17 protein-coding genes and 5 tRNA genes are annotated in these 24,229 nt (G+C 58.0%); 11 read left to right on the top strand and 11 right to left on the bottom strand.

The features are described 5' to 3' along the window. Nucleotides 1–188: 188 nt before the first annotated feature. The 5 genes from HXW73_RS14170 to HXW73_RS14190 all read left to right on the top strand — a co-directional run bounded on the left by HXW73_RS14170 (nt 189) and on the right by HXW73_RS14190 (nt 6,395). Nucleotides 189–1,886 (top strand): L-lactate permease, encoded by a 1,698-nt coding sequence (locus HXW73_RS14170; RefSeq protein ID WP_186253703.1) that lies wholly within the window; start codon nt 189–191, stop codon nt 1,884–1,886. A 141-nt stretch (nt 1,887–2,027) separates the two neighbouring features. Then, nucleotides 2,028–3,527: a glycolate oxidase subunit GlcD gene (gene glcD / locus HXW73_RS14175; protein ID WP_186253704.1), complete on the top strand. Its 1,500-nt coding sequence runs from the start codon at nt 2,028–2,030 to the stop codon at nt 3,525–3,527. Between the two features lie 47 nt (nt 3,528–3,574). Further along, nucleotides 3,575–4,675 (top strand): glycolate oxidase subunit GlcE, encoded by a 1,101-nt coding sequence (gene glcE / locus HXW73_RS14180; RefSeq protein ID WP_186253705.1) that lies wholly within the window; start codon nt 3,575–3,577, stop codon nt 4,673–4,675. Between the two features lie 14 nt (nt 4,676–4,689). After that, the gene (gene glcF / locus HXW73_RS14185) at nt 4,690–5,919 is read left to right on the top strand and encodes a glycolate oxidase subunit GlcF (RefSeq protein WP_186253706.1); all 1,230 of its coding nucleotides are present in this window, start codon (nt 4,690–4,692) and stop codon (nt 5,917–5,919) included. Nucleotides 5,920–5,993: 74 nt separating this feature from the next. Continuing rightward, complete coding sequence (locus HXW73_RS14190) at nt 5,994–6,395, top strand: heme-binding protein (RefSeq protein WP_186253707.1); 402 nt, start codon at nt 5,994–5,996, stop codon at nt 6,393–6,395. 129 nt (nt 6,396–6,524) lie between these two features. Here the strand turns inward: HXW73_RS14190 and HXW73_RS14195 are convergent. The 6 genes from HXW73_RS14195 to HXW73_RS14220 form a co-directional block, all read right to left on the bottom strand. Further along, a tRNA-Asp gene (locus tag HXW73_RS14195) sits at nt 6,525–6,601 on the bottom strand. Nucleotides 6,602–6,668: 67 nt separating this feature from the next. Continuing rightward, nucleotides 6,669–6,744 (bottom strand) — tRNA-Val (locus HXW73_RS14200). 43 nt (nt 6,745–6,787) lie between these two features. Further along, nucleotides 6,788–6,864, bottom strand: a tRNA-Asp gene (locus HXW73_RS14205). A gap of 41 nt (nt 6,865–6,905) precedes the next feature. After that, a tRNA-Asp gene (locus HXW73_RS14210) sits at nt 6,906–6,982 on the bottom strand. A 63-nt stretch (nt 6,983–7,045) separates the two neighbouring features. Next, nucleotides 7,046–7,121, bottom strand: a tRNA-Val gene (locus HXW73_RS14215). 158 nt (nt 7,122–7,279) lie between these two features. Further along, nucleotides 7,280–8,095, bottom strand: coding sequence for an alpha/beta fold hydrolase (locus HXW73_RS14220; RefSeq protein WP_186253708.1), 816 nt, complete (start codon nt 8,093–8,095; stop codon nt 7,280–7,282). Between the two features lie 30 nt (nt 8,096–8,125). On the opposite strand from HXW73_RS14220, the gene hemN reads away from it, so the two are divergent. After that, a complete protein-coding gene (gene hemN / locus HXW73_RS14225) occupies nt 8,126–9,541 on the top strand; it encodes an oxygen-independent coproporphyrinogen III oxidase (RefSeq protein WP_186253709.1) in 1,416 nt (471 codons plus the stop codon). A gap of 63 nt (nt 9,542–9,604) precedes the next feature. Beyond that, nucleotides 9,605–10,342: a fumarate/nitrate reduction transcriptional regulator Fnr gene (gene fnr, locus HXW73_RS14230; RefSeq protein ID WP_186253710.1), complete on the top strand. Its 738-nt coding sequence runs from the start codon at nt 9,605–9,607 to the stop codon at nt 10,340–10,342. Here fnr and ttcA read toward each other — a convergent pair. The 3 genes from ttcA to HXW73_RS14245 are packed head-to-tail and all read right to left on the bottom strand — an operon-like array spanning nt 10,339 to nt 13,807. Continuing rightward, the gene (ttcA, locus tag HXW73_RS14235; protein WP_240538646.1) at nt 10,339–11,301 is read right to left on the bottom strand and encodes a tRNA 2-thiocytidine(32) synthetase TtcA; all 963 of its coding nucleotides are present in this window, start codon (nt 11,299–11,301) and stop codon (nt 10,339–10,341) included. The genes fnr and ttcA overlap by 4 nt on opposite strands. Nucleotides 11,302–11,339: 38 nt before the next feature. Continuing rightward, nucleotides 11,340–11,981, bottom strand: coding sequence for a DNA polymerase III subunit epsilon (locus HXW73_RS14240; RefSeq protein WP_240538647.1), 642 nt, complete (start codon nt 11,979–11,981; stop codon nt 11,340–11,342). Then, nucleotides 11,978–13,807: a putative nucleotidyltransferase substrate binding domain-containing protein gene (locus HXW73_RS14245; protein ID WP_186253711.1), complete on the bottom strand. Its 1,830-nt coding sequence runs from the start codon at nt 13,805–13,807 to the stop codon at nt 11,978–11,980. Before HXW73_RS14245 ends, HXW73_RS14240 begins: the two co-directional genes overlap by 4 nt. Before the next feature lie 618 nt (nt 13,808–14,425). Between HXW73_RS14245 and HXW73_RS14250 the strand changes: the two genes are divergently transcribed. The 4 genes from HXW73_RS14250 (at nt 14,426) to HXW73_RS14265 (ending at nt 21,160) form a co-directional block, all read left to right on the top strand. Next, the gene (locus HXW73_RS14250) at nt 14,426–14,686 is read left to right on the top strand and encodes a DUF4212 domain-containing protein (protein WP_089706508.1); all 261 of its coding nucleotides are present in this window, start codon (nt 14,426–14,428) and stop codon (nt 14,684–14,686) included. A gap of 6 nt (nt 14,687–14,692) precedes the next feature. After that, the gene (locus HXW73_RS14255) at nt 14,693–16,489 is read left to right on the top strand and encodes a sodium:solute symporter family protein (protein ID WP_186253712.1); all 1,797 of its coding nucleotides are present in this window, start codon (nt 14,693–14,695) and stop codon (nt 16,487–16,489) included. Nucleotides 16,490–16,596: 107 nt separating this feature from the next. Then, nucleotides 16,597–17,112: a hypothetical protein gene (locus HXW73_RS14260; protein ID WP_186253713.1), complete on the top strand. Its 516-nt coding sequence runs from the start codon at nt 16,597–16,599 to the stop codon at nt 17,110–17,112. Nucleotides 17,113–17,218: 106 nt separating this feature from the next. Next, nucleotides 17,219–21,160 (top strand): hybrid sensor histidine kinase/response regulator, encoded by a 3,942-nt coding sequence (locus tag HXW73_RS14265; RefSeq protein ID WP_186253714.1) that lies wholly within the window; start codon nt 17,219–17,221, stop codon nt 21,158–21,160. 108 nt (nt 21,161–21,268) lie between these two features. Here HXW73_RS14265 and HXW73_RS14270 read toward each other — a convergent pair whose 3' ends face one another. Further along, on the bottom strand, nt 21,269–21,931 hold the full coding sequence (locus tag HXW73_RS14270) for a LuxR C-terminal-related transcriptional regulator (RefSeq protein ID WP_066318388.1): 663 nt from the start codon (nt 21,929–21,931) through the stop codon (nt 21,269–21,271). 262 nt (nt 21,932–22,193) lie between these two features. After that, nucleotides 22,194–24,143: an acetate--CoA ligase gene (acs, locus tag HXW73_RS14275; RefSeq protein WP_186253715.1), complete on the bottom strand. Its 1,950-nt coding sequence runs from the start codon at nt 24,141–24,143 to the stop codon at nt 22,194–22,196. Nucleotides 24,144–24,229 lie beyond the last annotated feature (86 nt).

The following is a 24,229-nucleotide window of genomic DNA, read 5'->3' on the forward strand; positions in this document are numbered from 1 at the left end:
AGTTAATTAATTAACAAACTCTAGGTCGCGGCTCGACATTTAGACCAATCATTATTGGTCTTACCAATTTTCCACCAGTAGTCATCCTATCAGTAGCGCCGTATCTTTCGTTCTGACATCCGATACCGTCATTCGGCTCGTCATCATTGCGGAGCACACGGTCAATAACAAGGAGTAGAGTTCTTCCCATGAATGAATCATTTCTTGCACTTCTGGCATTCACACCGCTGTTATTAGCGGGAATATTGCTGATTGGCTTTAAAATACCCGCCAAGATCGCCATGCCCATCGTCTTCCTAGCGGCGGCGATTATCGGCCTGACCGCTTGGGATATGTCCTTCTCGCGGATAGTCGCTTCGACTATCCAAGGGCTGATCCAAACGGCGGGACTATTGTGGATTATTTTCGGCGCAATACTGCTGCTTAATACGCTTAAGCACTCGGGCGGTATCACGGCTATCCGTAACGGCTTTTCGGGCATCAGCCCCGACCGTCGCGTCCAGGCGCTGATCGTTGCCTGGCTGTTTGGCTGCTTTATTGAAGGGGCTTCCGGCTTTGGTACTCCCGCGGCTGTGGCAGCACCGCTGATGGTTGCTTTGGGCTTCCCGGCGCTGGCGGCGGTTGTGGTCGGCATGATGATCCAGTCCACGCCAGTCTCCTTTGGCGCCGTGGGCACACCGATTGTCGTTGGCGTGGGCAGCGGTCTTGACCGCGCCGGTATTACCTCTGAATTGGAAGCCGCTGGTTCAACCTGGGACATATTTTTCCAGCAAGTGACCAGTGGCGTGGCTATCACCCACGGTATTGTTGGCATCCTGATGCCACTGATTCTGGTCACTGTCATGGTGCGCTTCTTTGGTGCCAACAAGTCGTGGAAAGAGGGCCTGTCGATTGTCCCCTTCGCCATTTTCACGGGTATTTCTTTCGTGGTCCCGTATATGCTGGTGGGCGTGTTCCTGGGTCCGGAGTTCCCGTCCATGATCGGCGCGATGGTGGGCCTCGCAATTGTTGTGCCAGCGGCACGCAAAGGGTTCTTGCTTCCCAAGGACACCTGGGACTTTCCTGAGTCGACCTCATGGCCCGACGAGTGGATCGGCAACCTGCAAATCAAGCTTGAAGACGTTGTCGGGCGAGCGCCGATGTCGACCTTCAAGGGCTGGGTGCCTTACGTGTTGTTAGCTGTCTTTCTAGTGGCATCGCGCACTGTTGAGCCGCTAAAAGCCGCTCTGACATCATTAAGCTTCGGTTGGTCGAATATCCTTGGCGAAGAGGGCATCAACGGCAGCATTGAGCCGCTTTACCTGCCGGGCGGTATTATCGTGGCCGTCGTCGCCGTCACCTTCTTTATTCACCAAATGAATGCCCGCAAGATGAGCGCGGCGATATCCGAATCCACCAAAACCATTTTTGGCGCGGGCTTTGTGTTGATTTTCACTGTGCCGATGGTAAGGATTTTGATCAACTCAGGCGTTAACGGGGCTGATATCGCGTCCATGCCGGTCATGATGGCACAAGCCGTTGCCAGCGGCGTGGGTGATATCTATCCGTTCTTTGCACCTGCCGTCGGTGCCATGGGCGCCTTTATCGCCGGCTCAAACACCGTGTCCAACCTGATGCTGGCCGAGTTCCAGTTCAGTGTCGCGGAAACCCTTGGCCTGTCCACCGCCATGATGGTGGCGCTGCAAGCCGTTGGGGCAGCCGCCGGTAACATGATCGCGATTCACAACGTGGTCGCTGCCTCTGCTACCGTTGGGCTATTAGGCCGCGAAGGGGCTACCATTCGTAAGACGATCCTGCCGACGATCTATTACCTGGTCGCCACAGGCTTGATCGGCTTGATCGCCTTTTATGTACTGGGTGTTACCGACCCGCTCGTCGGATCGTAAACGCAACCCATAACGTCGCCGGGGGGAACCTCGGCGACATTATGCAAAAGCTTTCCACCATCACCAGGATGGATTTATGGAAATCTTTTCCATAACATAGAGCCAATGATCCCTACGCTCTCCTCATCTTCAGGAGCTATCATGAATATCCTCTTTGATGAGCGCCTCGACGGCGAACTGGTTCGCCGCGATAAAACCGAGGTGTTGACCGACCTGCAGCAAGCGGTGCCTTCGCTTACCCTACTCCACCGCGAAGAGGATCTCCGACCGTTTGAGTGCGATGGCCTGGCGGCTTACCGTATTTTGCCGATGCTGGTCGCCCTTCCGGAGACCCTCGAACAGGTTGAAAGCTTGCTGAAACGCTGCCATGCGCTGGGCGTTCCCGTGGTGACCCGCGGCGCTGGCACCGGGCTTTCCGGCGGCGCGCTTCCTCTTGAGCGAGGCGTCTTGCTGGTCATGTCGCGCTTCAATCAGATTCTCAAGGTCGACCCCGAGGCACGCCTGGCCACAGTGCAACCCGGCGTACGCAACCTGGCGATCTCCGAAGCCGCCGCTCCCTATGGGCTGTATTACGCCCCCGACCCCTCGTCGCAAATCGCCTGCTCGATAGGTGGTAATGTGGCAGAAAACGCCGGTGGCGTTCACTGTCTGAAGTACGGCCTGACCGTTCACAACGTGATGCGCGTCGACATACTGACCATCGAAGGCGAACGCATGACGCTGGGCTCCGAGGCGCTCGATGCACCGGGCTTTGATCTGCTTGCACTGATGAACGGTTCTGAAGGCATGCTTGGGGTCGTCACCGAGATCACCGTCAAACTATTGCCCAAGCCGGAAACCGCCAAGGTCTTGATGGCAAGCTTCGACGACGTTGAAAAAGCGGGCCGCGCGGTGGGCGATATCATTGCCGCGGGCATTATTCCCGGCGGCCTGGAAATGATGGACAAGTTGGCCATCAAGGCCGCCGAGGACTTCGTCAAGGCGGGCTACCCGCTGGACGCCGAGGCCATACTGCTGTGCGAACTCGACGGCGTGGAAGCCGATGTGGACGACGACTGCGATACCGTGCGCCAGGTACTGACCGCCGCCGGAGCGACCGATATTCAACTGGCCCGCGATGAGGCCGAACGCGCCAAGTTCTGGGCGGGCCGCAAGAATGCCTTCCCCGCAGTTGGCCGGATGTCACCCGACTATTACTGCATGGACGGTACCATTCCGCGCCGCGAGCTGCCCCGCGTGCTCAAAGGCATCGCCGCGCTCTCCGAAGAAAGCGGCCTGCCGGTCGCCAACGTGTTCCACGCCGGTGACGGCAACATGCACCCGCTGATTCTGTTTGATGCCAACAAGGAAGGTCAGCTGGCGCTTGCCGAAGATGTCGGCGGCAAGATCCTCGAGCTGTGCGTGGCGGCTGGCGGGTCGATTACCGGCGAGCACGGCGTAGGCCGGGAAAAGATCAACCAGATGTGCAGCCAGTTTCAGCCCGACGAACTGAGCGTTTTTCATGCCTTGAAAGCGGCCTTTGATCCGCTGCGGTTGCTCAATCCGGGGAAAAATATTCCTACCCTGGCGCGCTGCGCCGAGTTCGGCGCGATGCACGTCCATAATAACGAACTATCGCATCCTGAACTGCCACGCTTCTGATGCACCAGGCAAGCCTTTGAACAGGAAAGACCTGACCAGGAAAGACCATGACTAACACCGTGACTCACACTGCGGATGGCGACATCGCCAAGGCACTGTGCGAACAGGTCCGCGAAGCCCACGCCTCTCGCACACCGCTGCGCATTATTGGCGGCGACACCCGTGCCTTTTACGGCCGCCCGGTCGAAGGCCAGGCGCTCAACCTTGCCGGTCATAGCGGTATTGTCGACTATGACCCGGTTGAACTCGTGGTCACCGTGCGCGCCGGTACCCGGTTAAGCGCGCTAGATGCCGAGTTGGCCAAGAACCACCAAATGCTCGCCTTCGAGCCGCCCGCCTTTGGCGAGGCCAGCACCATTGGCGGCGCTGTCGCCACTGGGCTTTCTGGCCCACGCCGCCCCTGGGCGGGCGCCGCTCGCGATTTCGTGCTCGGCACGCGGATCATTACTCAGGAAGGCAAACTGTTGCGCTTTGGCGGCGAGGTAATGAAGAACGTCGCCGGTTACGACCTCTCACGCTTGATGGCAGGCGCACAAGGCACGCTGGGCGTGCTGGCCGATATTTCCTTCAAGGTACTGCCGCTACCCAGCGCCAGCCACAGCTTGCGCTTGTCCATGGGTATTGACGATGCGCTGAAAAAGCTCGCCGAGCTTGGCCGTCAGCCACTGCCGATCACGGCTGCTGCCTGGCACCACAACGAGCTCTTCATTCGTCTTGAAGGGGGGCATAGCTCGGTAAAAGCCACGCGTGAACGCCTGGGGGGTGACGACCTTGATGCCAGCTTCTGGCAGCAGTTGCGCGACCATCAGCATGCGTTTTTCACGCTCAGCGAAGGCCAGGCGCTGTGGCGGCTGTCACTGCCGCCCAACACGCCGCCCCTGGCGTTGGGTATTCCCGACGCTGATATGCTCTATGACTGGGGCGGTAGCCAGCGCTGGGTGAAGACATCACTGGATGCCGATACGCTGCGCGACGCCTGCCGCACTGCCGGTGGCCACGCCACCTGCTATACCCCCCATGCGCAAGGTGGCGCGCAGAGCCCCTTTACGCCGTTGCCAAGCGTGGTGGAAAAGTACCATCGCAATTTGAAAGCGGAACTGGACGCCCACGGTATTTTTAACCCGGGACGTCTCTATGCGGCGTTTTAATCAGGAGAGCTGACATGCAAACGCAGTTTACCGATGCCGACCTTGAGAAGCCGCACATCCAGGAAGCCGACCGTGTGCTGCGCACCTGTGTGCACTGCGGCTTCTGTAACGCCACCTGCCCTACCTATCAGTTGCTGGGCGATGAGCGCGACGGCCCCCGCGGGCGCATCTACTTAATGAAGGAACTGCTTGAGAGTCGTGATGACGACGATCAGGTCACCGAAGAAACCCGCCTGCACCTCGACCGCTGCCTCACCTGCCTTAACTGTGAAACCACCTGCCCGTCTGGCGTGGAGTATCACAAGCTGCTCAACATCGGCCGGGCCGAAATTGAGCGCCGTGTGCCGCGACCGGCTGCCGAGCGGGCGCAGCGCTATGCGCTTCGCAAAATGCTGGTCGACCCGCAGCGCTTCAAAGCACTGCTGGCGCTGGGCCAGACCTTCAAACCGCTGGTACCCGGCAAGCTGCGCAGCAAGATGCCGGGCGCGCCGGTCGATGCGGGTCAGCGGCCCAGCACCCAGCACAACCGTCAGGTACTGATGCTGGAAGGCTGCGTGCAGCCGGGATTATCGCCCAACACCAATGCCGCTACCGCGCGGATCCTGGACCGCCTAGGCATCAGCGTGACGCCGGTATCCGAGGTGGGCTGCTGCGGTGCGATTGACTTCCACCTCAATGCCCAACAAGACGGCCTTGCCCGTGTGCGGGCCAATATCGATGCCTGGTGGCCGTATATCGAGCAAGGCGCCGAGGCCATCGTGCAAACGGCCAGCGGCTGCGGCGCCTTCGTCAAGGAGTACGGCGAAATGCTCAAGGACGACCCTGACTATGCACAAAAAGCCGACAGGGTCAGTGCACTGGCCAAAGACATTGTGGAAGTATTGCGCGACGAACCGCTCGAGTCATTGGATGTTCAGGCAAGCCAGCGGCTGGCGTTTCACTGCCCTTGCACACTGCAGCATGCCCAGAAGCTCAGCGGCGCCGTCGAAGGCGTGCTGACCAAGCTTGGCTTTGCGCTCACCCCGGTGCAGGATGCCCATCTATGCTGCGGCTCGGCGGGCACCTACTCGATCACCCAGCCTGAACTGGCAACCCAACTGCGCGACAATAAACTCAACGCCCTAGAGGCGGGCAATCCGGAAATGATTGTCACCGCCAACATCGGCTGTCAAACCCACCTGGCTGGTGCCAACCGCACCCCGGTTCGCCACTGGGTGGAAATCGTCGACGCTGCGCTACACTGACCCCGATACATCAGCCCGCGCCAGACGAATGGCCCGGGCATTTCTTAACTGCCAACCTACAAAAGGACAACCTGATGCAAACCAAAGCAATCTTAACCCAAGCGGACGTCATTGGCGTACTTGATGCGGCCCAAAAAGAAGCCGACAGCAACGGCTGGGCAGTGACCATTGCCGTCGCCGACGATGGCGGTCACCTGCTTGCCTTACGCCGCCTGGACGGCGCGCCGCCGTTCAGCGCCGACGTTGCCACCCAGAAAGCACGCAGCGCGGCAGTGGGTCGTAAAGAGACCCAGGTCTTTGAAGAGATGATCAACGGCGGCCGTACCGCCTTTGTGTCCGCACCGCTACAGGGGCTGCTCTCTGGCGGCGTACCGATTATCGTCGACGGTCAGGTGGTCGGCTCGGTGGGTATTTCCGGCGTCAAACCGGACCAGGACGTGCAGGTCGCCAAAGCGGGCGTGGGCGCGATTGCCTGAGTTAGCGACTGTATAAAGTACAACGGTATCAAGCGCATACGAAAAACCCCGGATCATTGATCCGGGGTTTTTTAAATTCGTTCGGTATAGAACCGATTATCTTGGCTGCTGAAGATAAAAGCTGCGTAATGGCGGACCGGACGAGACTCGAACTCGCGACCTCCGGCGTGACAGGCCGGCATTCTAACCAACTGAACTACCGGTCCGCTGTATCACACTGATATCTGGCAGGGTATTGCGTCATCGCCATTTGAGTACGCTGAGCGTTTCAAATGGTGGGTGGTACTGGGTTCGAACCAGTGACCCCCAGCTTGTAAGGCTGGTGCTCTCCCAACTGAGCTAACCACCCAGGTCATTGGCATAGCCAATTAAGCTTTAATACGTGTTTATCGTGGCGGACCGGACGAGACTCGAACTCGCGACCTCCGGCGTGACAGGCCGGCATTCTAACCAACTGAACTACCGGTCCACATACGACAAAACATGGAAAACAGACGAATAAAACGACGATGGCGGACCGGACGAGACTCGAACTCGCGACCTCCGGCGTGACAGGCCGGCATTCTAACCAACTGAACTACCGGTCCGCTGTATCGTAATGCTATCGCTAAATGCTTTCCTTACTGCAACGTTTCCAGGCCATCATGAGATGGTGGGTGGTACTGGGTTCGAACCAGTGACCCCCAGCTTGTAAGGCTGGTGCTCTCCCAACTGAGCTAACCACCCGCTGGTCACGTGGCGCTGCATTCTACAGTAGACGTGAAGGAAGTCAACAGACTGTATCTAAATACTTTATCTAAGTACTGTATCTAAATACTGAGCCTAAATACGGTTCCAAACACTGTGTCTATACAGACAGTTTTAACCGCATACTTCCAGACGCCTCACTGCGGCGATTGAGCGCGCACGAAGGATGCCCCATGAGCCGCTGCCTCGTCAATCAAAATCGTCTGATCAAGCCCCGATGCCCGGCGAGGTTTGAAGTCGTGATCGCCATCGGTCAGCCAGGTCACGTGGGCGGTATCCGGCAGCACATACCCCGCCACTTCATCTCGACTCCCCAGCGGGTCACGCTCGCCCTGGAGTATCAGCGCCGGCACCTGTACCTTCGGCCAGTGCGCCAGGCGCAGTCTGTCGGGCGCTTTGGGCGGGTGAAAGGGGTAGCCAGCGATCACCAGCCCAGGGCAAGACTGCTCGCTTGCCAGCATGCTCACCGCACGACCACCCATGGATTTACCTCCCAGCCACAGTGGCTTGATCGTTAGCGGTGCCAAGCAGGCATACCAACGCGCCAGTTCAGCAACGCTCCGTTCGATGGCGGGCGGTGGTCGGCGTTTGCCGGTCGCCTGCATTTGCTGCATATAGCTCAGATCAAAGGTAATCACCTGCAGGCCCTTTTGCGCGAGCGCACTGGCAAACTGCTGCATAAAGGCTGAACGATGCCCGGCACCGGCTCCATGAGCGAGCAGCAGGCAGCCGTGGCTTGCCTGGCCATAGAGTCTGAGCGGCCCCAGCCCCTCCCGCCAAAAACAGCCTTCGGTCTGCTCGGCGACCGCTTCAGCCAGCGCCTGCTGGTTGACGACTTTTTCCTCTGGCCATTGCGTGTCCAACTCACGCCCTCCTGTTATGTGTGTGTCGTTGCCGGTAACGGGCTTTCCTTGACGTGGCTCAACGTTGCCGTGCGCGGCACTCGCTACCATGACGCAAGACTCAGCCTGGAGCCCTGCCTCATGCCTGCCCCCACTCATTCAGCGCCTGGTAATGCACTCGCGTCGCCGGTATGGGCCGCCGACCGCCTCCATCGCTACGCAAAAAGCGGCCCGCGCTATACGTCCTACCCGACCGCGCTATCCTTTGACGCTTCGTTCACCGCCGACGATTTTAGCGCGGCGCTGCAACGCAGTAACGGTACTCAACGGCCGCTGTCACTTTATGTGCACATCCCTTTCTGCCGCAAAGTCTGTTTTTACTGTGCGTGCAACAAGATCGCGACAAAAAACACCGCGCTCGCCGCGTCCTACCTCACAAGGCTCGACAAGGAAATGGCGCTGACAGCACAGCACCTGGATACCCGGCGCCCGGTAGAACAGCTCCACTGGGGCGGCGGCACGCCGACGTTTCTGACCCTCGATCAAATGAGCGAACTGGTGGATAAGCTGGATGCCCACTTCGGGCTTTCAGACGACCCTGAGCGCGACTACGCTATCGAAATCGACCCCCGGGAAGCCGATGTATTGACGCTGCGTCATCTGCAGTCACTGGGGTTCAATCGCTTGAGCCTGGGCGTGCAAGACCTCGACCCACAGGTTCAGCAGGCGATCAACCGCCACCAGCCGCGGGCGCTAACCGAAACCTTGATGGACGAGGCCCACCGACTGGGCTTTCGTTCATTAAACCTCGACTTGATTTACGGCCTGCCACGACAAACCGCCGACAGCTTTGCGCAAACCCTTCGCCAGGTGATCGAACTGAACCCCGCCCGCCTGTCGGTCTTCAATTACGCCCACTTGCCCCAGCGATTCCCCCCACAGCGACGGATTCTTGATACTGAGCTACCCAGTCACGACGAAAAGCTGGCGATGCTGCGCATCACGATTGAAATGCTCACAACCGCCGGCTACGTGCACATTGGCATGGACCATTTTGCCCGCCCCGACGACAGCCTGGCCATCGCCCAGCGCCAAGGTACGCTGCAACGTAACTTTCAGGGTTATTCCAGCCACGCACAATGCGACCTTATCGGCCTTGGTGTCTCCGCCATTTCACGCCTGAATGACAGCTACGCACAAAATAACAGCACGCTTGGGCACTACGAGGCGGCGATCGACCAAGGCCAACTGGCCACACAACGCGGCATACGGTTATGTCGAGACGACCTGATTCGGCGTGATGCCATTGAGCGTTTAATGTGCGATATGCGGCTCGACTTATCGACGCTCAGTGAGCGCTGGCAGATTGACGCGCGTCGCTATTTTCAAGCGGCGTTGAGCGCACTGGAGCAGGCGCAGCAGGACGGTTTGATCGATATCCGGGGCAATAGACTCGAGGTGACGCCTATCGGCCGTTTATTGATACGCCACCTGGCCATGGCCTTTGACGCACGCCTGCCCTCTCAGGCCAGTAATCACTACTCAAATATTGTTTAGCGGTTGTTATTCATGGGCACCAGCTTCCATAATAAAATGACGCCTTCTCTGTTGGAGACTCTTATGCTGGAAGCCCCGCATCGGCGGCGCGCCGTCCTGCACGAAGCACGCTGCCAAACCTGCAGCTTAAGTTCGCTGTGCCTGCCGCTGGCACTGGAGCTTGAGGATATCGATCAATTTGACGCGATTATCCGGCGACGCGCGCCACTCAAGAAAGGCGAGCATCTATTCCATCAGGGGGATGCCTTCAACAGCGTCTATGCGGTGCGCTCTGGCAGCCTCAAGCAGGTCACCAGTGAAGGCGGCGGGCATGACCAACTGACCAACTTTTACCTGCCCAGTGAGCTGGTGGGGCTCGATGCTATCGATGAGCCGCACTACCCAGGCAGTGTGATCGCCCTGGAAACCACCACCGTGTGCGAGATTCCTTTTGACCGCCTCGACCAACTGTCTGAAAAGCTGCCCGAGTTACGCGGCCAGATATACCGCAGCATGAGCAAAGAGCTGCGTAATGACCGGCGCATGATGCGCTTGCTATCAGGCAAGACCGCCGATCAGCGCTTGGCGACCTTCCTGGTCACGCTTTCTGATCGTTTTCGTCGCCGGGGGTACTCGCCTTACAGCTTCCGCCTTTCCATGCCTAGGGCCGACATCGGCAACTATCTGGGCCTGGCCGTCGAGACCGTCAGCCGGATTGTCAGCCGCTTCCAGTCGCAGGACGTAGTCGCCGTTTCCGGTCGTGAGGTGCATATTCTCGACATGGCGAAACTGCAACGACTCGCCGAAGAAGAATCCGCTTAACCGACGTTGAGCGCCTGAATACGCCCCGCCCTCAATTCTGCCTGTTTGGCTTCCAGACCGGCAAAGTCGAACAGGTCGCGGTCAGCCAGCTGTGAAGGCGCGACGTTGGTGACGGCCTTGAACATGCTTTCCAGGCGACCAGGGTGTTTCTTGTTCCACTCGGCCAGCATCTCCTTGACCACCTGGCGCTGCATGTTGGGCTGGGAGCCGCACAGGTTGCAGGGGATAATGGGAAACGCCATCTGACGCGCGTACTCGGCAATATCCGCTTCTTTACAGTACGCCAGCGGCCGGATGACGATATTCTTGCCATCGTCGGAGAGCAGCTTGGGCGGCATTGATTTCAAACTACCGCCGAAAAACATGTTCAAAAACAGCGTTTCCAGGATATCTTCCCGGTGATGCCCGAGGGCGATCTTGGTCGCGCCGATTTCTTCGGCAAAGCCATACAGCGACCCGCGCCGCAGGCGCGAACACAGTGCGCAGGTTGTCTTGCCTTCGGGAGTTTTCTCCTTCACCACCGAGTAGGTATCGCGCTCCAGAATGTGGTAATCCACCCCGCGTTGCTCGAGATAGGTCGGCAGCACATGCTCGGGAAACCCCGGCTGTTTCTGGTCCATGTTGACGGCTATCAGCGAGAAGTTGACCGGCGCGTTGCGCTGCAGACTCAGCAGCATCTCGAGCATGGTGTAGCTATCCTTGCCACCGCTCAGGCAGACCATGACACGGTCGCCTTCGTCGATCATGCGATAGTCGATAATCGCATTGCCCGCTTCGCGGCGAAGCCGCTTTTGCAGCTTATTGAACTCACGTTTTTGTTTGGCATCGTGGGAATCCGAAGCGTCAGCCGCTTCGGATAAGCCGGGTGCCGCGTCGGCGGTCGCCAACGCTGGGTCAAAATGAACAGGATGATGTTGCATGGTTATAGCACTGCCGATGGTAAGAGAAGCAGCCGTCATTCTAGCAACTCCCAGCGCAATGACCCAATCACAGGCCGCTATGAAACAGTATCCACCTCGTTACGCTGCAGGCGAAGGTACAAAAGTGCGCTGGCAGTGGCGTCTTCCAGTGCCCGCTGGGGCGTCTTACTGGGCACTTGCCAGCAGTCAAGCGCACGCTTAAGCTCGGCTGCCTGTTCCGCCTGAGGATGTAGACGACGCAGATGGCGCTGATGCAGCTTGGTCACATCCACCCGAGCATTGGGCAGGCCAAACCCCAAATGCTGACGAAGCGCCTGTTCCAGCGGGGCAAGACGTTGATCGAGCTGCCAGCCGAGGATGGGGCGATTGCCGATAAACTCAACCAGCGAGCGCAGACTTTCAATGTTCAGCGGTTTGGTGGCCTCGACGCTATACAGCAGCTGATGACGACGCTCGGCGGCATCACTCCCCCGAGCGCCTTCGCTTAGCGCTGCCACCCAGGCACGGCTGGTCAGGACTTGGTGCTGGCGCAGCGTCACCGCTGCGACGCTCATGACGCCGTGGTGAGCAAAGCATGCCAATGCCACCAGTTCATTGCCCAGGTAGGGCTGGAAGAGCCACGCGTAGGGAGACGCTGAATAGCGGCGACGCTCGCTTCCTCTGCGCAGCATGCCGCCAAGCCAACCGAAAGGGGCGTCCAGATAGTGTCGACTGATCACGAATACTCCAAGTGGTAACGATGCGAGAGACGCTGCTTGAAATCCTTGACGATATGCAGCGCTTCGCGCAGTAGATCGCGCTCCAACGACGATAAATCCTGCACCACGACGCGGTTGGAGCGCTCCTGTTGGTCAGCGGAGGCGTCGCTGGTGATGTCATCCAGCTGCCGTTTGAGCCGCAGCTCGGTAAATAGCGCCAGGGCTTCGCCAAGGTCATCGGCAAAACGACGGTTGAGTCGCCCGTCCTCGGCCAGTGCATCCAAGCGGTCAAATGTCGAGGTGGCATTAATACGACGCTCGAGCGCCATGGTGCGAACACCATGAACAATGGGGAAAATGCCACCTTTCTTGATATCGATACCGTGCTGGGGCTTCTTTAACGAACCGAAAAGCGTCAGCGGCGTGGAAAAGCGCAGCGCAGTGCGGGCGAAGTAAGACAGCAGCAACTCATCCCGCGAGCAGCGCTCGAACAGCTCTTCGCGCACGCTTTCCAGCAGGCTCGGATTGCCCGCGACACCATGGGAGTCGAGCATGATGGCCAGTTTCATCAAACTGTCGCCGTCCCGCGCGCTGGCCCAGCGCGCAATGCGCCCCTTCCATTCACTTACCGTTGCGACCCAATCCGGGTTCGACACCATGATATTGCCCGGACACGGCGGATAACCCAACTCGATCAAGGTCGAGGTAAGCCGCTGCATGTCGTCGTGCACCGCTGTCCAATCAGCATCGTCGGCCAGAATCAGCCCGTTATCCTGATCGGTTTTGAGAATTTGCTCGCCGCGACCCTCACTGCCCATGACCATCATGCAACTGTCCTGATGGTGCGCCGCATCGATCGTGAACTCCCAGGCCTTGCTCATGATGCGACCGTTCAGGGCCGCCAGCAGATCCATCGCAAAGCGTAGCTTCACGCCCTGGGCCATCAGCGCATTGACCAGCTCGGGCGTGCGGTGGCTAGCAGCGGCCAACGCGTTCAAGTCATTGGCCTGCTCAACCTGGAGACTGACCACATAACTGCGGCTGGAGAAATAGCTCAGCACATCGGTTAACTCGACCACACCGACGACCTGCTTATCGTCCATCACGACGACACGCATCACCTTGTGGCGTGTCATGCTGACCAACGCTTCAAACAAGTACTGGTCAGAGGTCACCGTCACCAGGGTGTATTGGGCAATATCGGCAAGCGGCGTGGACACCGGACGCTGCGACAGCACAATGGCATTGAGCAGATCGGTCTTGGTGACCATGCCCGTCTGGTTGGACGCATCGACCAACAGACTGTCTGCATGGCTGTCGCTGAGCGTGCGCACCGCCTTGTCGATATCCGCGTCGGCGGACAGCAGCAGCGGGGCGCGCATGCATTCGCTGACGCGAGCCAGCATAAAACCCGCCATCGTCACGCCGCCTTCGGCGCGCTTTTCGGTCAGCAGGCGTGCTTTATGGGCCAACGATTGGCGGAAGAACTGGCTGAATTCGGGGTACTCCTTACACAACGTCTTGAATAACGCTTTGGGCATCAGGTAGCACAGGCATTCCTGCTCTGCTTGAAAACGGTAGCGGCTTTTACCGTTCAATATACTGATCGCGCCAAATAAATCGCCTGCGGTGTAGTGCCCGATACGCGACATGGACGACGGCAAGGTGGGGTCCAATTCAGCGACCTCCCCCTTGTGGATCACATAGACGTACTCGCCAGCTTGGCCTGTCTCGACAATAATATCGTGGCGCTCAAAATAGGCGAGGTCCATGCCACGACGCACGTGCTCCTTCCCCTCGTCATCCAGCAGTGAAAACGGGGGCTGGGAAAGGTCTACATCTACCATGGGCATGACCTCGTTAGAATAATGCGGAGTCAAGAAACCTGGCGGTCTCAATTACATCTCACAGCCACTCTTCTCAACCACTCTTTTCAACCAGTCTTCTCAACCACTCTCTCAACTACTACTTTGGGTTATTGCGCTAATGTCTAATACGCTTTATTTGCGTTGGCATAATGTCACTGACAAAACGAATCACCGCTTTTAGACTTATTAAAAAGAGGGCTTACCATCTTCTGAACATAGCAAACATCGTCCTATATCCCCCACCTAGACCATCGTCCCATGCTGCTAATAAAACTTTGCATGATGGCGTTAAAAACCCACAAAAAGGCTCATTTTCAACTGATTGGATACCTTTTGCTCACCACCAAAGTTTATTGATACCAAAGTCTGGGATTTATTTTTTGCATTTATTGCCCACTATTGTCAGTGAGTCATGCAGGGTAATCGCACGTCGTTGCACCACTCAAAGTCTACCTTAGCCAAGTGACGTGTTAACGAACAGCTGATTCATGGCATCACAAAAAGCGAGTGGATCTAAAACGTGCGATTGGCCTGGTGGGTCAACCGCTATTCCGAGTGAACTTTCCAACCTAAAAAACACTAGTGGAGAGCAACACAATGGCAGACGACAAATCCAATGCTGCTGAATACTGGAAAGCCAACGTCCGTACCATTATTGGATGTTTGGCGGTCTGGGCATTCGTATCATACGGCTGCGCTATTCTCTTTCGCCCGCTGCTGGCCTCAATCCCTGTCGGTGGTACCGATCTGGGCTTCTGGTTTGCTCAGCAAGGGTCAATTCTCACCTTCATCGTCTTGATCTTTTTCTATGCCTGGAAAATGAACAAGCTCGACGAAAAATTTGGCCTAGGGGAGTAAGCCGGTATGAGCCAATTTGCAATCAACCTGCTCTTCGTAGGTGCCTCCTTTGCCTTGTATATAGGCATTGCCATCTGGGCACGCGCAGGGTCGACAAAAGACTTCTATGTCGCTGGGGGCGGCGTCCACCCGGTCACCAACGGGATGGCAACCGCCGCGGACTGGATGTCAGCGGCATCCTTTATTTCAATGGCTGGCCTTTTGGCCTCTGGTGGTTACGCCAACTCTACCTTCCTGATGGGCTGGACCGGCGGCTACGTTATTCTCGCCATGCTGCTTGCCCCTTACCTGCGTAAGTTCGGCAAGTTCACGGTGCCCGACTTCATCGGCGACCGGTTCTACAGCAACACGGCGCGTCTGGTGGCGGTTATCTGTTTGATCGTGGCCTCGGTGACTTACGTTATCGGTCAGATGACCGGGGCAGGCGTGGCCTTCTCACGCTTTCTGGAAGTTCCCAATACCGCTGGCATCTGGATCGCCGCGGCGATTGTCTTCCTGTATGCCGTTTTCGGCGGCATGAAGGGCATCACCTATACTCAGGTGGCGCAATACGTCGTCCTGATCATTGCCTATACCATCCCGGCGGTATTCATTGCCATGCAGTTGACCGGCAACCCCATCCCGATGTTTGGCATGTTCAGCACGCATACCGAATCGGGTCTTCCGCTGCTGGAGAAACTCGATGACGTCGTGAACGCACTGGGCTTCCGAGACTACACGGCTGATGTCGACAACAAGCTCAACATGGTGTTGTTTACCCTGTCGCTGATGGTCGGTACTGCGGGTCTGCCCCACGTCATCATTCGCTTTTTCACCGTACCCAAAGTCGCTGACGCACGCTGGTCGGCAGGCTGGGCGCTGGTGTTCATCGCGCTACTTTACCTCACCGCACCAGCGGTTGGCTCCATGGCGCGCTTAAACCTCGCCACAACGGTCTACCCAGAAATGGCGGGGCAAGTAGAAGATTATGACGCTGCTGCGGAACAGGCACTTGTCTACGAAGATCGCCCTAACTGGATCCGCACTTGGGAAGAAACCGGCCTCATCAACTTTGATGACAAGAACAACGATGGTCGCATTCAGGTCTACAACGATAGCAATGAGGAATACGCCGAGGTTGCTGAGTCGCGTGGCTGGGAAGGTAGTGAGCTGACCGTCAATAACGACATTCTGGTACTCGCAAACCCCGAAATTGCCAATCTGCCCGGCTGGGTCATTGGCTTGATTGCAGCAGGTGGTATCGCGGCGGCGCTATCGACGGCAGCCGGTCTTCTGCTCGCGATCTCGTCGGCCATCAGCCACGATTTGATCAAGACCATGATCAACCCCAAAATCACCGAGAAAGGTGAGATGTTGGCAGCGCGGATCTCTATGGCGGGCGCCATTCTGGTCGCAACGTATCTTGGCCTTAACCCACCCGGGTTTGCCGCGCAAACGGTGGCCTTGGCCTTCGGTATCGCGGGTGCCTCGCTGTTCCCCGCGCTGATGATGGGCATCTTCTCCAAGAAGATGAACAACTCAGGCGCCGTTGCCGGTATGCTGGCTGGCCTGGGCTGCACCCTGCTGTACATCTTCACCTACCTGGGCTGGCTGTTCATCCCGGACACCAACATGCTGGCCAACACGCCAGATAACTGGTTGTTCGGTATCTCGCCGCTGTCCTTCGGTGCGGTCGGTGCAATGATCAACTTCGCCGTGGCCTTCCTGGTCTGCAAGGTGACCAACGAGCCGCCGCAGGAGATTCAGGACCTGGTCGAAAGCGTTCGCTACCCGAAAGGCGCTGGCGTTGCCGTTGATCATTAAGCCATAATTATTCCCTTACCTGCTGACACCAAGTGTCGCAGACTGTGGAATCGACCCGCCATCGGGCTTCCTCCGGGAGGCCCGATGGCTTTTTAGAAGGACGTATTATGATTTGGCATCTGATTGCCGCGGTATTTGCAGGCTTGGCAGCGGCAGGGGTTGGCTTATTACTGCGCACGCTCAGCGGTAAGCGATTACCCAAATGGATTGTGCCCGTTTGTGGGGGTTTGGGCATGATCAGCTACCAGATCCATATGGAATATTCGTGGTTTGAGCATAAGCAGGAGCAGCTTCCCGATACCGCTGAGATGATTTCCAGCGATACCAGCCAACAGGTCTGGCGGCCGTGGACATTCATCTTTCCGGTGACGACCAAGTTCAGTGTCGTCGACAGCGAGAATATTCAATTGGGCACCAGCGACGATGAGCGAGTGGCGCAATTCATTCTTTACCAATTCGAACGCCACTACACCGATGTGATTACCCACCATCCGTATGTACTGAACTGTGATAGCCGCGAACTGATTCCCCTTGAGCCGGAAACCCGCGAGCCGCAAATCGACCGGATGCGTAAGCTACGCGATACTTCCCCACTACTTAACACTGTATGCGATAACGCATAATCACCCCCATCTCACGCCTGACGCCAAATCTTATTTCGCCTAGAATGGTCCGCCTGACGGGTAGATTCCAGTGGCTTGAACGATAGACATAAGGCGGGAGACAGCTATGTTTCATGGCGGACTGTTAGTCGCGGTATCGCTTGTGTATATCGCGGTACTATTCGCTATCGCCTGGTACGGCGACCGCCGCGCTCGCATGGTCGGGTCCAGCCGCCGTCGTCCCATCATCTACAGCCTGGCCCTGGCGATTTACTGCACCTCTTGGACCTTCTATGGCGCCGTGGGCCAGGCAGCAACCGCTGGCTGGTCGTTTGCCAGTATTTTCGTAGGGCCGGTGCTGACCTTTTTATTGTTCTGGCCAGTACTTGCGAAAATGATCCGCGTGGCCAAGCATCAGAACGTCACTTCCATCGCCGACTTTATTGCCTCGCGCTACGGTAAAACGCAGTCGCTGGCGGCCTTCGCAAGCCTTGTAGCCCTAGTCGGCACCCTGCCCTACATCGCGCTGCAATTAAAAGCTGTTTCAACCACCTTCAGCGTGCTGACCGCCGAAGGCGACATGACCAACGCGCCGCTGTTTGGCGATACCGCCTTTTATGTTGCCGTGGTGATGGCGATTTTTGCCATTCTGTTCGGGACACGACACACCGACGCCACCGAGCACCACGAAGGGCTGATCCACGCTGTCGCCTTCGAGTCACTGGTCAAGCTGCTCGCTTTCGTAGTACTTGGCGTGTTTGTCACCTGGGGCATGTTCGACGGTTTGGGCGAGTTGATGGGCTACGCGGAGACCCAGTTGGAGCTTCAGCGCCAACTGGCCAATCAGGATTTCGGCCAAAGCTTCTGGGCACAAACCCTGCTGGCGATGCTGGCGATTCTGTGCCTGCCCCGTCAGTTTCACGTCGCGGTAGTCGAGAACACCCATCCCGACGATGCGACGAAAGCACGCTGGCTGTTTCCGCTCTACCTGATCGTAATCGCCTTTTTTGTCGTCCCGCTGGCAGCTGCCGGCTTGATGCTGTTTTCCGATTCATCGGTTGAGCCGGACACCTATGTTCTGGCCCTGTCGATGGCATCTGGCCATGAATGGCTCACCCTGCTGACGTTCATCGGCGGCTTTTCCGCCGCCACGGGCATGGTTATCGTCGCGGCCGTCGCCGTGTCGATCATGATCTCCAACGAAATCGTGATTCCGGCACTGTTCCGGTTACGCTGGTTCGACACCAAGGCCCGCGATTATGGCCGCTTGGTGCTGCGCGCCCGCCGGTTGACCATCGTCGCCGTCTTGGCGATGGCTTACGGTTTCTACCAGATGATCGCCGAGTTCACCTCGCTGGCATCGATCGGCATGCTGTCTTTTGCGGCAGCAGCCCAGTTTGCCCCCGCGCTGATCGGCGGTCTGTACTGGAAGCGCGGTAACCGACTCGGGGTCATCGTCGGCATGAATGCAGGCTTTGCCATTTGGGTCTACAGCCTGCTCATGCCCGCCATGATCAGCGCCGATGTGCTGCCGGCCGACTGGCTGAATGGCGGGCCCCTAGGGCTTGCATGGCTGTCGCCTACGGCGCTGTTTGGCCTGAACCTGGGCGACAGCTTCACCCATGGGGTAATGCTTTCCCTGGGGGTTAACCTGTTTAGCTATATCTTCATCTCCCAGGTGACTTCCCAGCGTGTTGTCGAGCGCATTCAGGCGTCGCTTTTCGTCGACAGTGTTGAAACTCGCCAAACCTCGGTTAACCGCCCCTGGACCGGGGCCACCACGGTGGGCGACTTGAAGGTGCTCTGTGAGCGTTTCCTGGGTGCCGGTCAGGTGGACCGCGCTTTTGAAGACTACGCGCGACGCGCGGGTAAACCGCTGGATGACAGTACCCGTGCCTCTATCGATGTGATCCAGTTCACCGAACGCTTTTTGGCGTCGGTGCTGGGCGCGTCATCAGCACGGATCGTGGTCAACTCGGCGCTTCAGGGCCGAGGGATCGGCATTTCCGATGTCATCTCGATTGTTGATGAAGCCTCCCAGGTGCTCGAATTTAACCGTGCGCTGTTGCAGGCCACCATAGAGAATATTAACCAGGGCATCAGCGTTGTCGATCAGAACCTGCGACTGGTGGTATGGAATCAGCGCTACCTTGAGCTGTTTCGCTTCCCCGACCACCTGATCCGCGTGGGCGCGCCGATGGACCGCATCTTCCGCTATAACGCCCACAACGGCGAATACGGCCCCGGTGACCCTGAAGAACACGTCCAGTTGCTGCTGGACAATATTCGCGACGGTCAGCCCCACCGCTACGTTCGCTACCGCCAGGATGGCAGCGTGCTCGAAGTCCAGGGCAACCCGATGCCCGGTGGTGGCTTCGTCTACACCTATCAGGACATCACCCAGCAAAAACGTATCGAGGAAGCGCTGATCCGCTCCGAGAACAATATTCGGATTTACACCGATAATGTGCCTGCCCTGATCGCCTACTTCGATAAAGAGGGTCGTTATCTGTTTACCAACCGCGCTTATGAACAGGCCTTTGGCATCGATCGTAATGCCGTGATCGGCAAACGCTACGAAGACGTGCTGCCCACGCGTCAGGCCCAGGAAAGAGCGCCCTGGGTGGCCCTTACCTTGGGTGGTGAACGCGTCAGCTTTGAAGTGGCCATGCAGATGGGCGACACCATGCGCCACATGCTGGTGACTTACACGCCCCACTTCGGCGATAGCCAGTCGATTCTGGGGTTCTTTGCGCTCTATCAGGATATTACTGAACGCCGTCAGGCAGAAATCGCGCTCAAGGAAACCAACGAAACCCTGGAAGAACGCGTGCGCGAGCGTACCCAGGCGCTTTCGGAAGCCAACGCGGCATTGCGCCAGGAAAACCGCGTGCGCGCCGAAGCCGAGCAGGCCCTGCGCCAGGCTAAGCAGCTGGCCGAGGATGCCAACGCCTCCAAAACGCGCTTTTTGGCCGCCGCGAGCCACGACCTGCTGCAGCCATTGAATGCCGCCCGCCTGTTTACTTCGGCGTTGATGCAAAATATCACCGTGCCGGATACCCAGCGCACCATTGGCCATATCGATAATTCGCTTCAAGCAGCGGAAGAACTCCTCAGCACCCTGCTGGATATTTCAAAACTTGACGCCGGGGCTCTGACACCGCGGCGCAGCCACTTTGCGCTGGCGGATATCTTCCGCCCGTTGCGCGCCGAGTTTGAAGTGATGGCCGATGAGCGCGGACTGGATCTGGTCGTGGTGCCTACCCAGCAGTGGGTCGACTCGGATCCGCAGATGCTGCGCCGCATTGTGCAGAACTTCCTTTCCAACGCGATTCGCTATACCCAGGAAGGGCGGGTCATGCTCGGCTGTCGCCGTCAGGGCGAGCGGCTGGTAATTGAAGTCTGGGACAGCGGCCCCGGGATTCCCGACTCCAAGCTCAGTGAAATTTTCCAGGAGTTCCGTCGCCTCGATCAGGTATCACGGCACAAAGAAAGCGAAAAAGGCCTTGGCCTTGGGCTTTCCATCGCCGATCGCATGAGTCGAGTACTTGATCACCCGATCAAGGTTCGCTCATGGGAAGGCACCGGCACCGTCTTCTCGGTCAGCGTGCCGCGCGTTGAAGCCCGCGAAACCCGCGCCGACGACCAGGACCAGGGACCGCGCCGCACGGGCAACAAGTTGGCGGGGACCCGCATCGTGTGTATCGACAACGAAACGCTGATTCTCGAAGGCATGACCGCCATGCTCAGTGGCTGGGGCTGCGAGGTCTTCACCGCCACCAGTATCGGCGGCGCCAAATCGATCCTGCGCAACATGGACGGCGATCCCGATGCCATCCTGGCCGACTACCATCTGGATAACGAGGTTACCGGTTTGATGGCGCTCGAAGCCCTTAGTGAGCGATTGATTGGCGCCGTGCCCGGCATCGTGATTACCGCCGATCGCACCGAAGCCGTGGCCGAAGAGGTCAAACGTGCCGGGTATCAGCTGCTGCTCAAGCCGGTTCGCCCGGCTGCTTTGCGGGCACTGTTGACGCGTACGCTGCAGGCCAGCCGGGCCAAACCGTAACCGTTAAGAGCTTGGCTGTAAGACCTTAAACGACGACGCCGCGCTTGTTATACAACAAGCGCGGCGTCGAAGAAGACAACCGGAGAAAGGTTAGCCCCAACAGCGTCGTTATGACTCGACTTTGGGCGGCTCGACTTCCAGCTTCTGTGCGGCAATCACGGCTTGCGTACGCGAGTGTACGCCAAGCTTACGCAAAATGGCTGTCACATGCGCCTTGATGGTCGCCTCTGATACGTTAAGCTCGTAAGCAATCTGCTTATTCAGCAGACCTTCGGTAAGCATATTCAGCACCCGGAACTGCTGAGGCGTCAGCGACGCAATCGCTTCGGCAAAGCGCGACTCTTCCTCGCTGGTTTCTTCTAGAACGCCCGCCAATGCCTCGGGTAGCCACACCTCGCCTTGCAAAATCTCGCTGACCGCTTCAGCGATCAACTGCAGCGACGATGATTTGGGAATAAAGCCTGACGCGCCATAATCGATGGCACGGCGCACGACATATGGCTCGTCGCTGCCCGAGACGACTGCCACGGGGATATCAGGCATTTGCCCACGAAGCTGGATCAGCCCCGAAAAACCATGGGCGCCCGGCATGTGCAAATCCAGCAGAATGAGGTCAGCGTCCGGGTGTCGGTTGACCACCTCTGTTGTCGCCTCCATGGTATCGGCTTCCACGATTTCTGCCTGCGGGGCCAGTTGGCGCAACGCCTGGGTGAGTGCTGCACGAAACAGCGGGTGGTCGTCTGCGACGATAAACTTGTGGGCTACTGCCATGGATATTCCTCCGGTTCCTCAAGCAGCGGGGTTTGCTGCTGCCGCGACGCTAGGCTCATACGGTTAAGGCATGGTACCCCATGGGCTTCGTCATGCCCAAGCGTCACATGCATAATTTGTAATGGATTCTTCATCACGCTGAACAAAGCAGTGCCGGCGCGTTGGCCGGCACTGATAGTCATGGCCCTTGGGAAGCGGGCCATGACTCAGCCTGTTCTTTGTCACCTGCCCCGTCGTGGGAACAACGGAGGCAGCGAACGGGCTATTGATTAACGCGATGCTCGATCAATTCATCCACTACCGAAGGATCGGCCAGCGTGCTGGTATCTCCCAAGCCGTCGCATTCATTGGCGGCAATTTTGCGCAGGATACGGCGCATGATCTTGCCCGAGCGGGTTTTGGGAAGACCCGGTGCCCACTGAATAACATCCGGTGAGGCAATGGGTCCGATATCCTTGCGCACCCACTGGGTCAGTTCCTTCTTCAACTCATCCGTCGGGTCGATCTCATCGTTCAGGGTCACGTAAATATAGATACCCTGGCCTTTGATATCATGAGGGAAGCCCACCACAGCGGCTTCGGCAACGGCGGAGTGAGCCACCAGCGACGACTCGATCTCGGCGGTCCCCATGCGGTGACCCGAAACGTTCAGGACGTCGTCAACACGGCCGGTGATCCAGTAGTAGCCGTCTTCGTCACGACGACAGCCGTCACCGGTAAAGTACATGTTGTCGTAAGTGGAGAAGTAGGTCTGGACGTAGCGATCATGGTCGCCCCAGATCGACCGCGCCTGACCAGGCCACGCATCCAAAATGACCAGATTACCTTCAGCAGCACCTTCCAGCAGATTACCTTCGTTGTCCACCAGCGCGGGCTGAACGCCAAAGAACGGCTTGGTCGCCGACCCTGGCTTGAGCGGGGTGGCACCGGGCAGTGGTGAGATCATGATGCCGCCGGTCTCGGTTTGCCACCAGGTATCCACAATCGGGCATTGCTCGTTCCCAATCACACGGTAGAACCACTCCCAGGCTTCGGGGTTGATGGGCTCGCCCACCGAACCGAGCAGGCGCAGCGAGTCACGCTTGCTTGAATCCATGACATTGTCGCCGTGGGCCATCAAGGCACGCACGGCGGTCGGTGCGGTGTACAGGATATTGACGTTGTGCTTGTCGACGATCTCGCCCATGCGACCATGGGTCGGGTAACTCGGCACGCCTTCAAACATCAGCGTTGTGGCGCCGTTGGCCAGCGGGCCATAGACGATATAGCTGTGCCCGGTGACCCAGCCCACATCGGCGGTGCACCAATAGACTTCGCCGTCTTGGTAGTCGAACACATACTGATGGGTCATCGCCGCGAAGGTCAGGTACCCGCCAGTGGTGTGCTTGAGCCCTTTGGGTGCACCGGTTGAGCCCGAGGTGTAAAGAATGAACAGCGGGTCTTCGGCGCCCATCGCTTCGGGCTTGCATTCGGTGGACTGCTTGTCGACCAGGTCGCTAAACCACAGGTCGCGACCTTCTTTCCATTCAATCTCGCCGCCTGTGCGCTTGACCACCAGCACGTTCTGGCAGACATCGGTGCCTTCCCGTGTCAGGGCGGCGTCGACGTTGTCTTTCAGCGGTACCTGCTTGCCACCGCGCACCGACTCATCGGCGGTAATCACCAGCTTGGAATCGGCTCCGATAACCCGCTGGGCCACGGCATCGGGGGAGAAACCGCCAAACACGACCGAGTGCACCGCACCGATACGCGCACAGGCCAGCATGGCCATGGCAGCTTCGGGAATCATGGGCATATACAGGGTGACCGTGTCGCCTTTACCGACCCCCAATTCCTTCAGACCGTTGGCCAACTGGTTGGTGCGCTCGTAAAGCTCACGATAGGTGATGTGCTTGGATTCGTTGGGATCGTCGCCCTCCCAGATGATCGCGGTCTGATCGCCACGCTTTTCAAGGTGCCGGTCCAGGCAGTTGGCGGCGACGTTTAGCTGGCCGTCTTCAAACCAGCGAATATCGACATTGTCACGCGCGAAAGAAGTGCTCTTGATGTTGGTCGGCGCCTTGATCCAGTCAAGCCGCTTGGCCTGCTCAGCCCAAAAGCCTTCCGGGTCGTCTACCGACTGCTGGTACATAGCCGGGTAGGTGGCTTCGTCAGCCCACGCGTTGGCGGCGATATCCTCGCGCACCGGATAGACGTTCTGCTGTTCGCTCATGAAATTGCCTCTGTCCGTGGAAATGCACTCTCTAAAGGAATGTAGCCGATATTATTTTTAACGTTACCGGCACCACATAATGTCAC

This window comes from Halomonas sp. SH5A2 (genome assembly GCF_014263395.1).
Classification (GTDB): Bacteria; Pseudomonadota; Gammaproteobacteria; order Pseudomonadales; family Halomonadaceae; genus Vreelandella.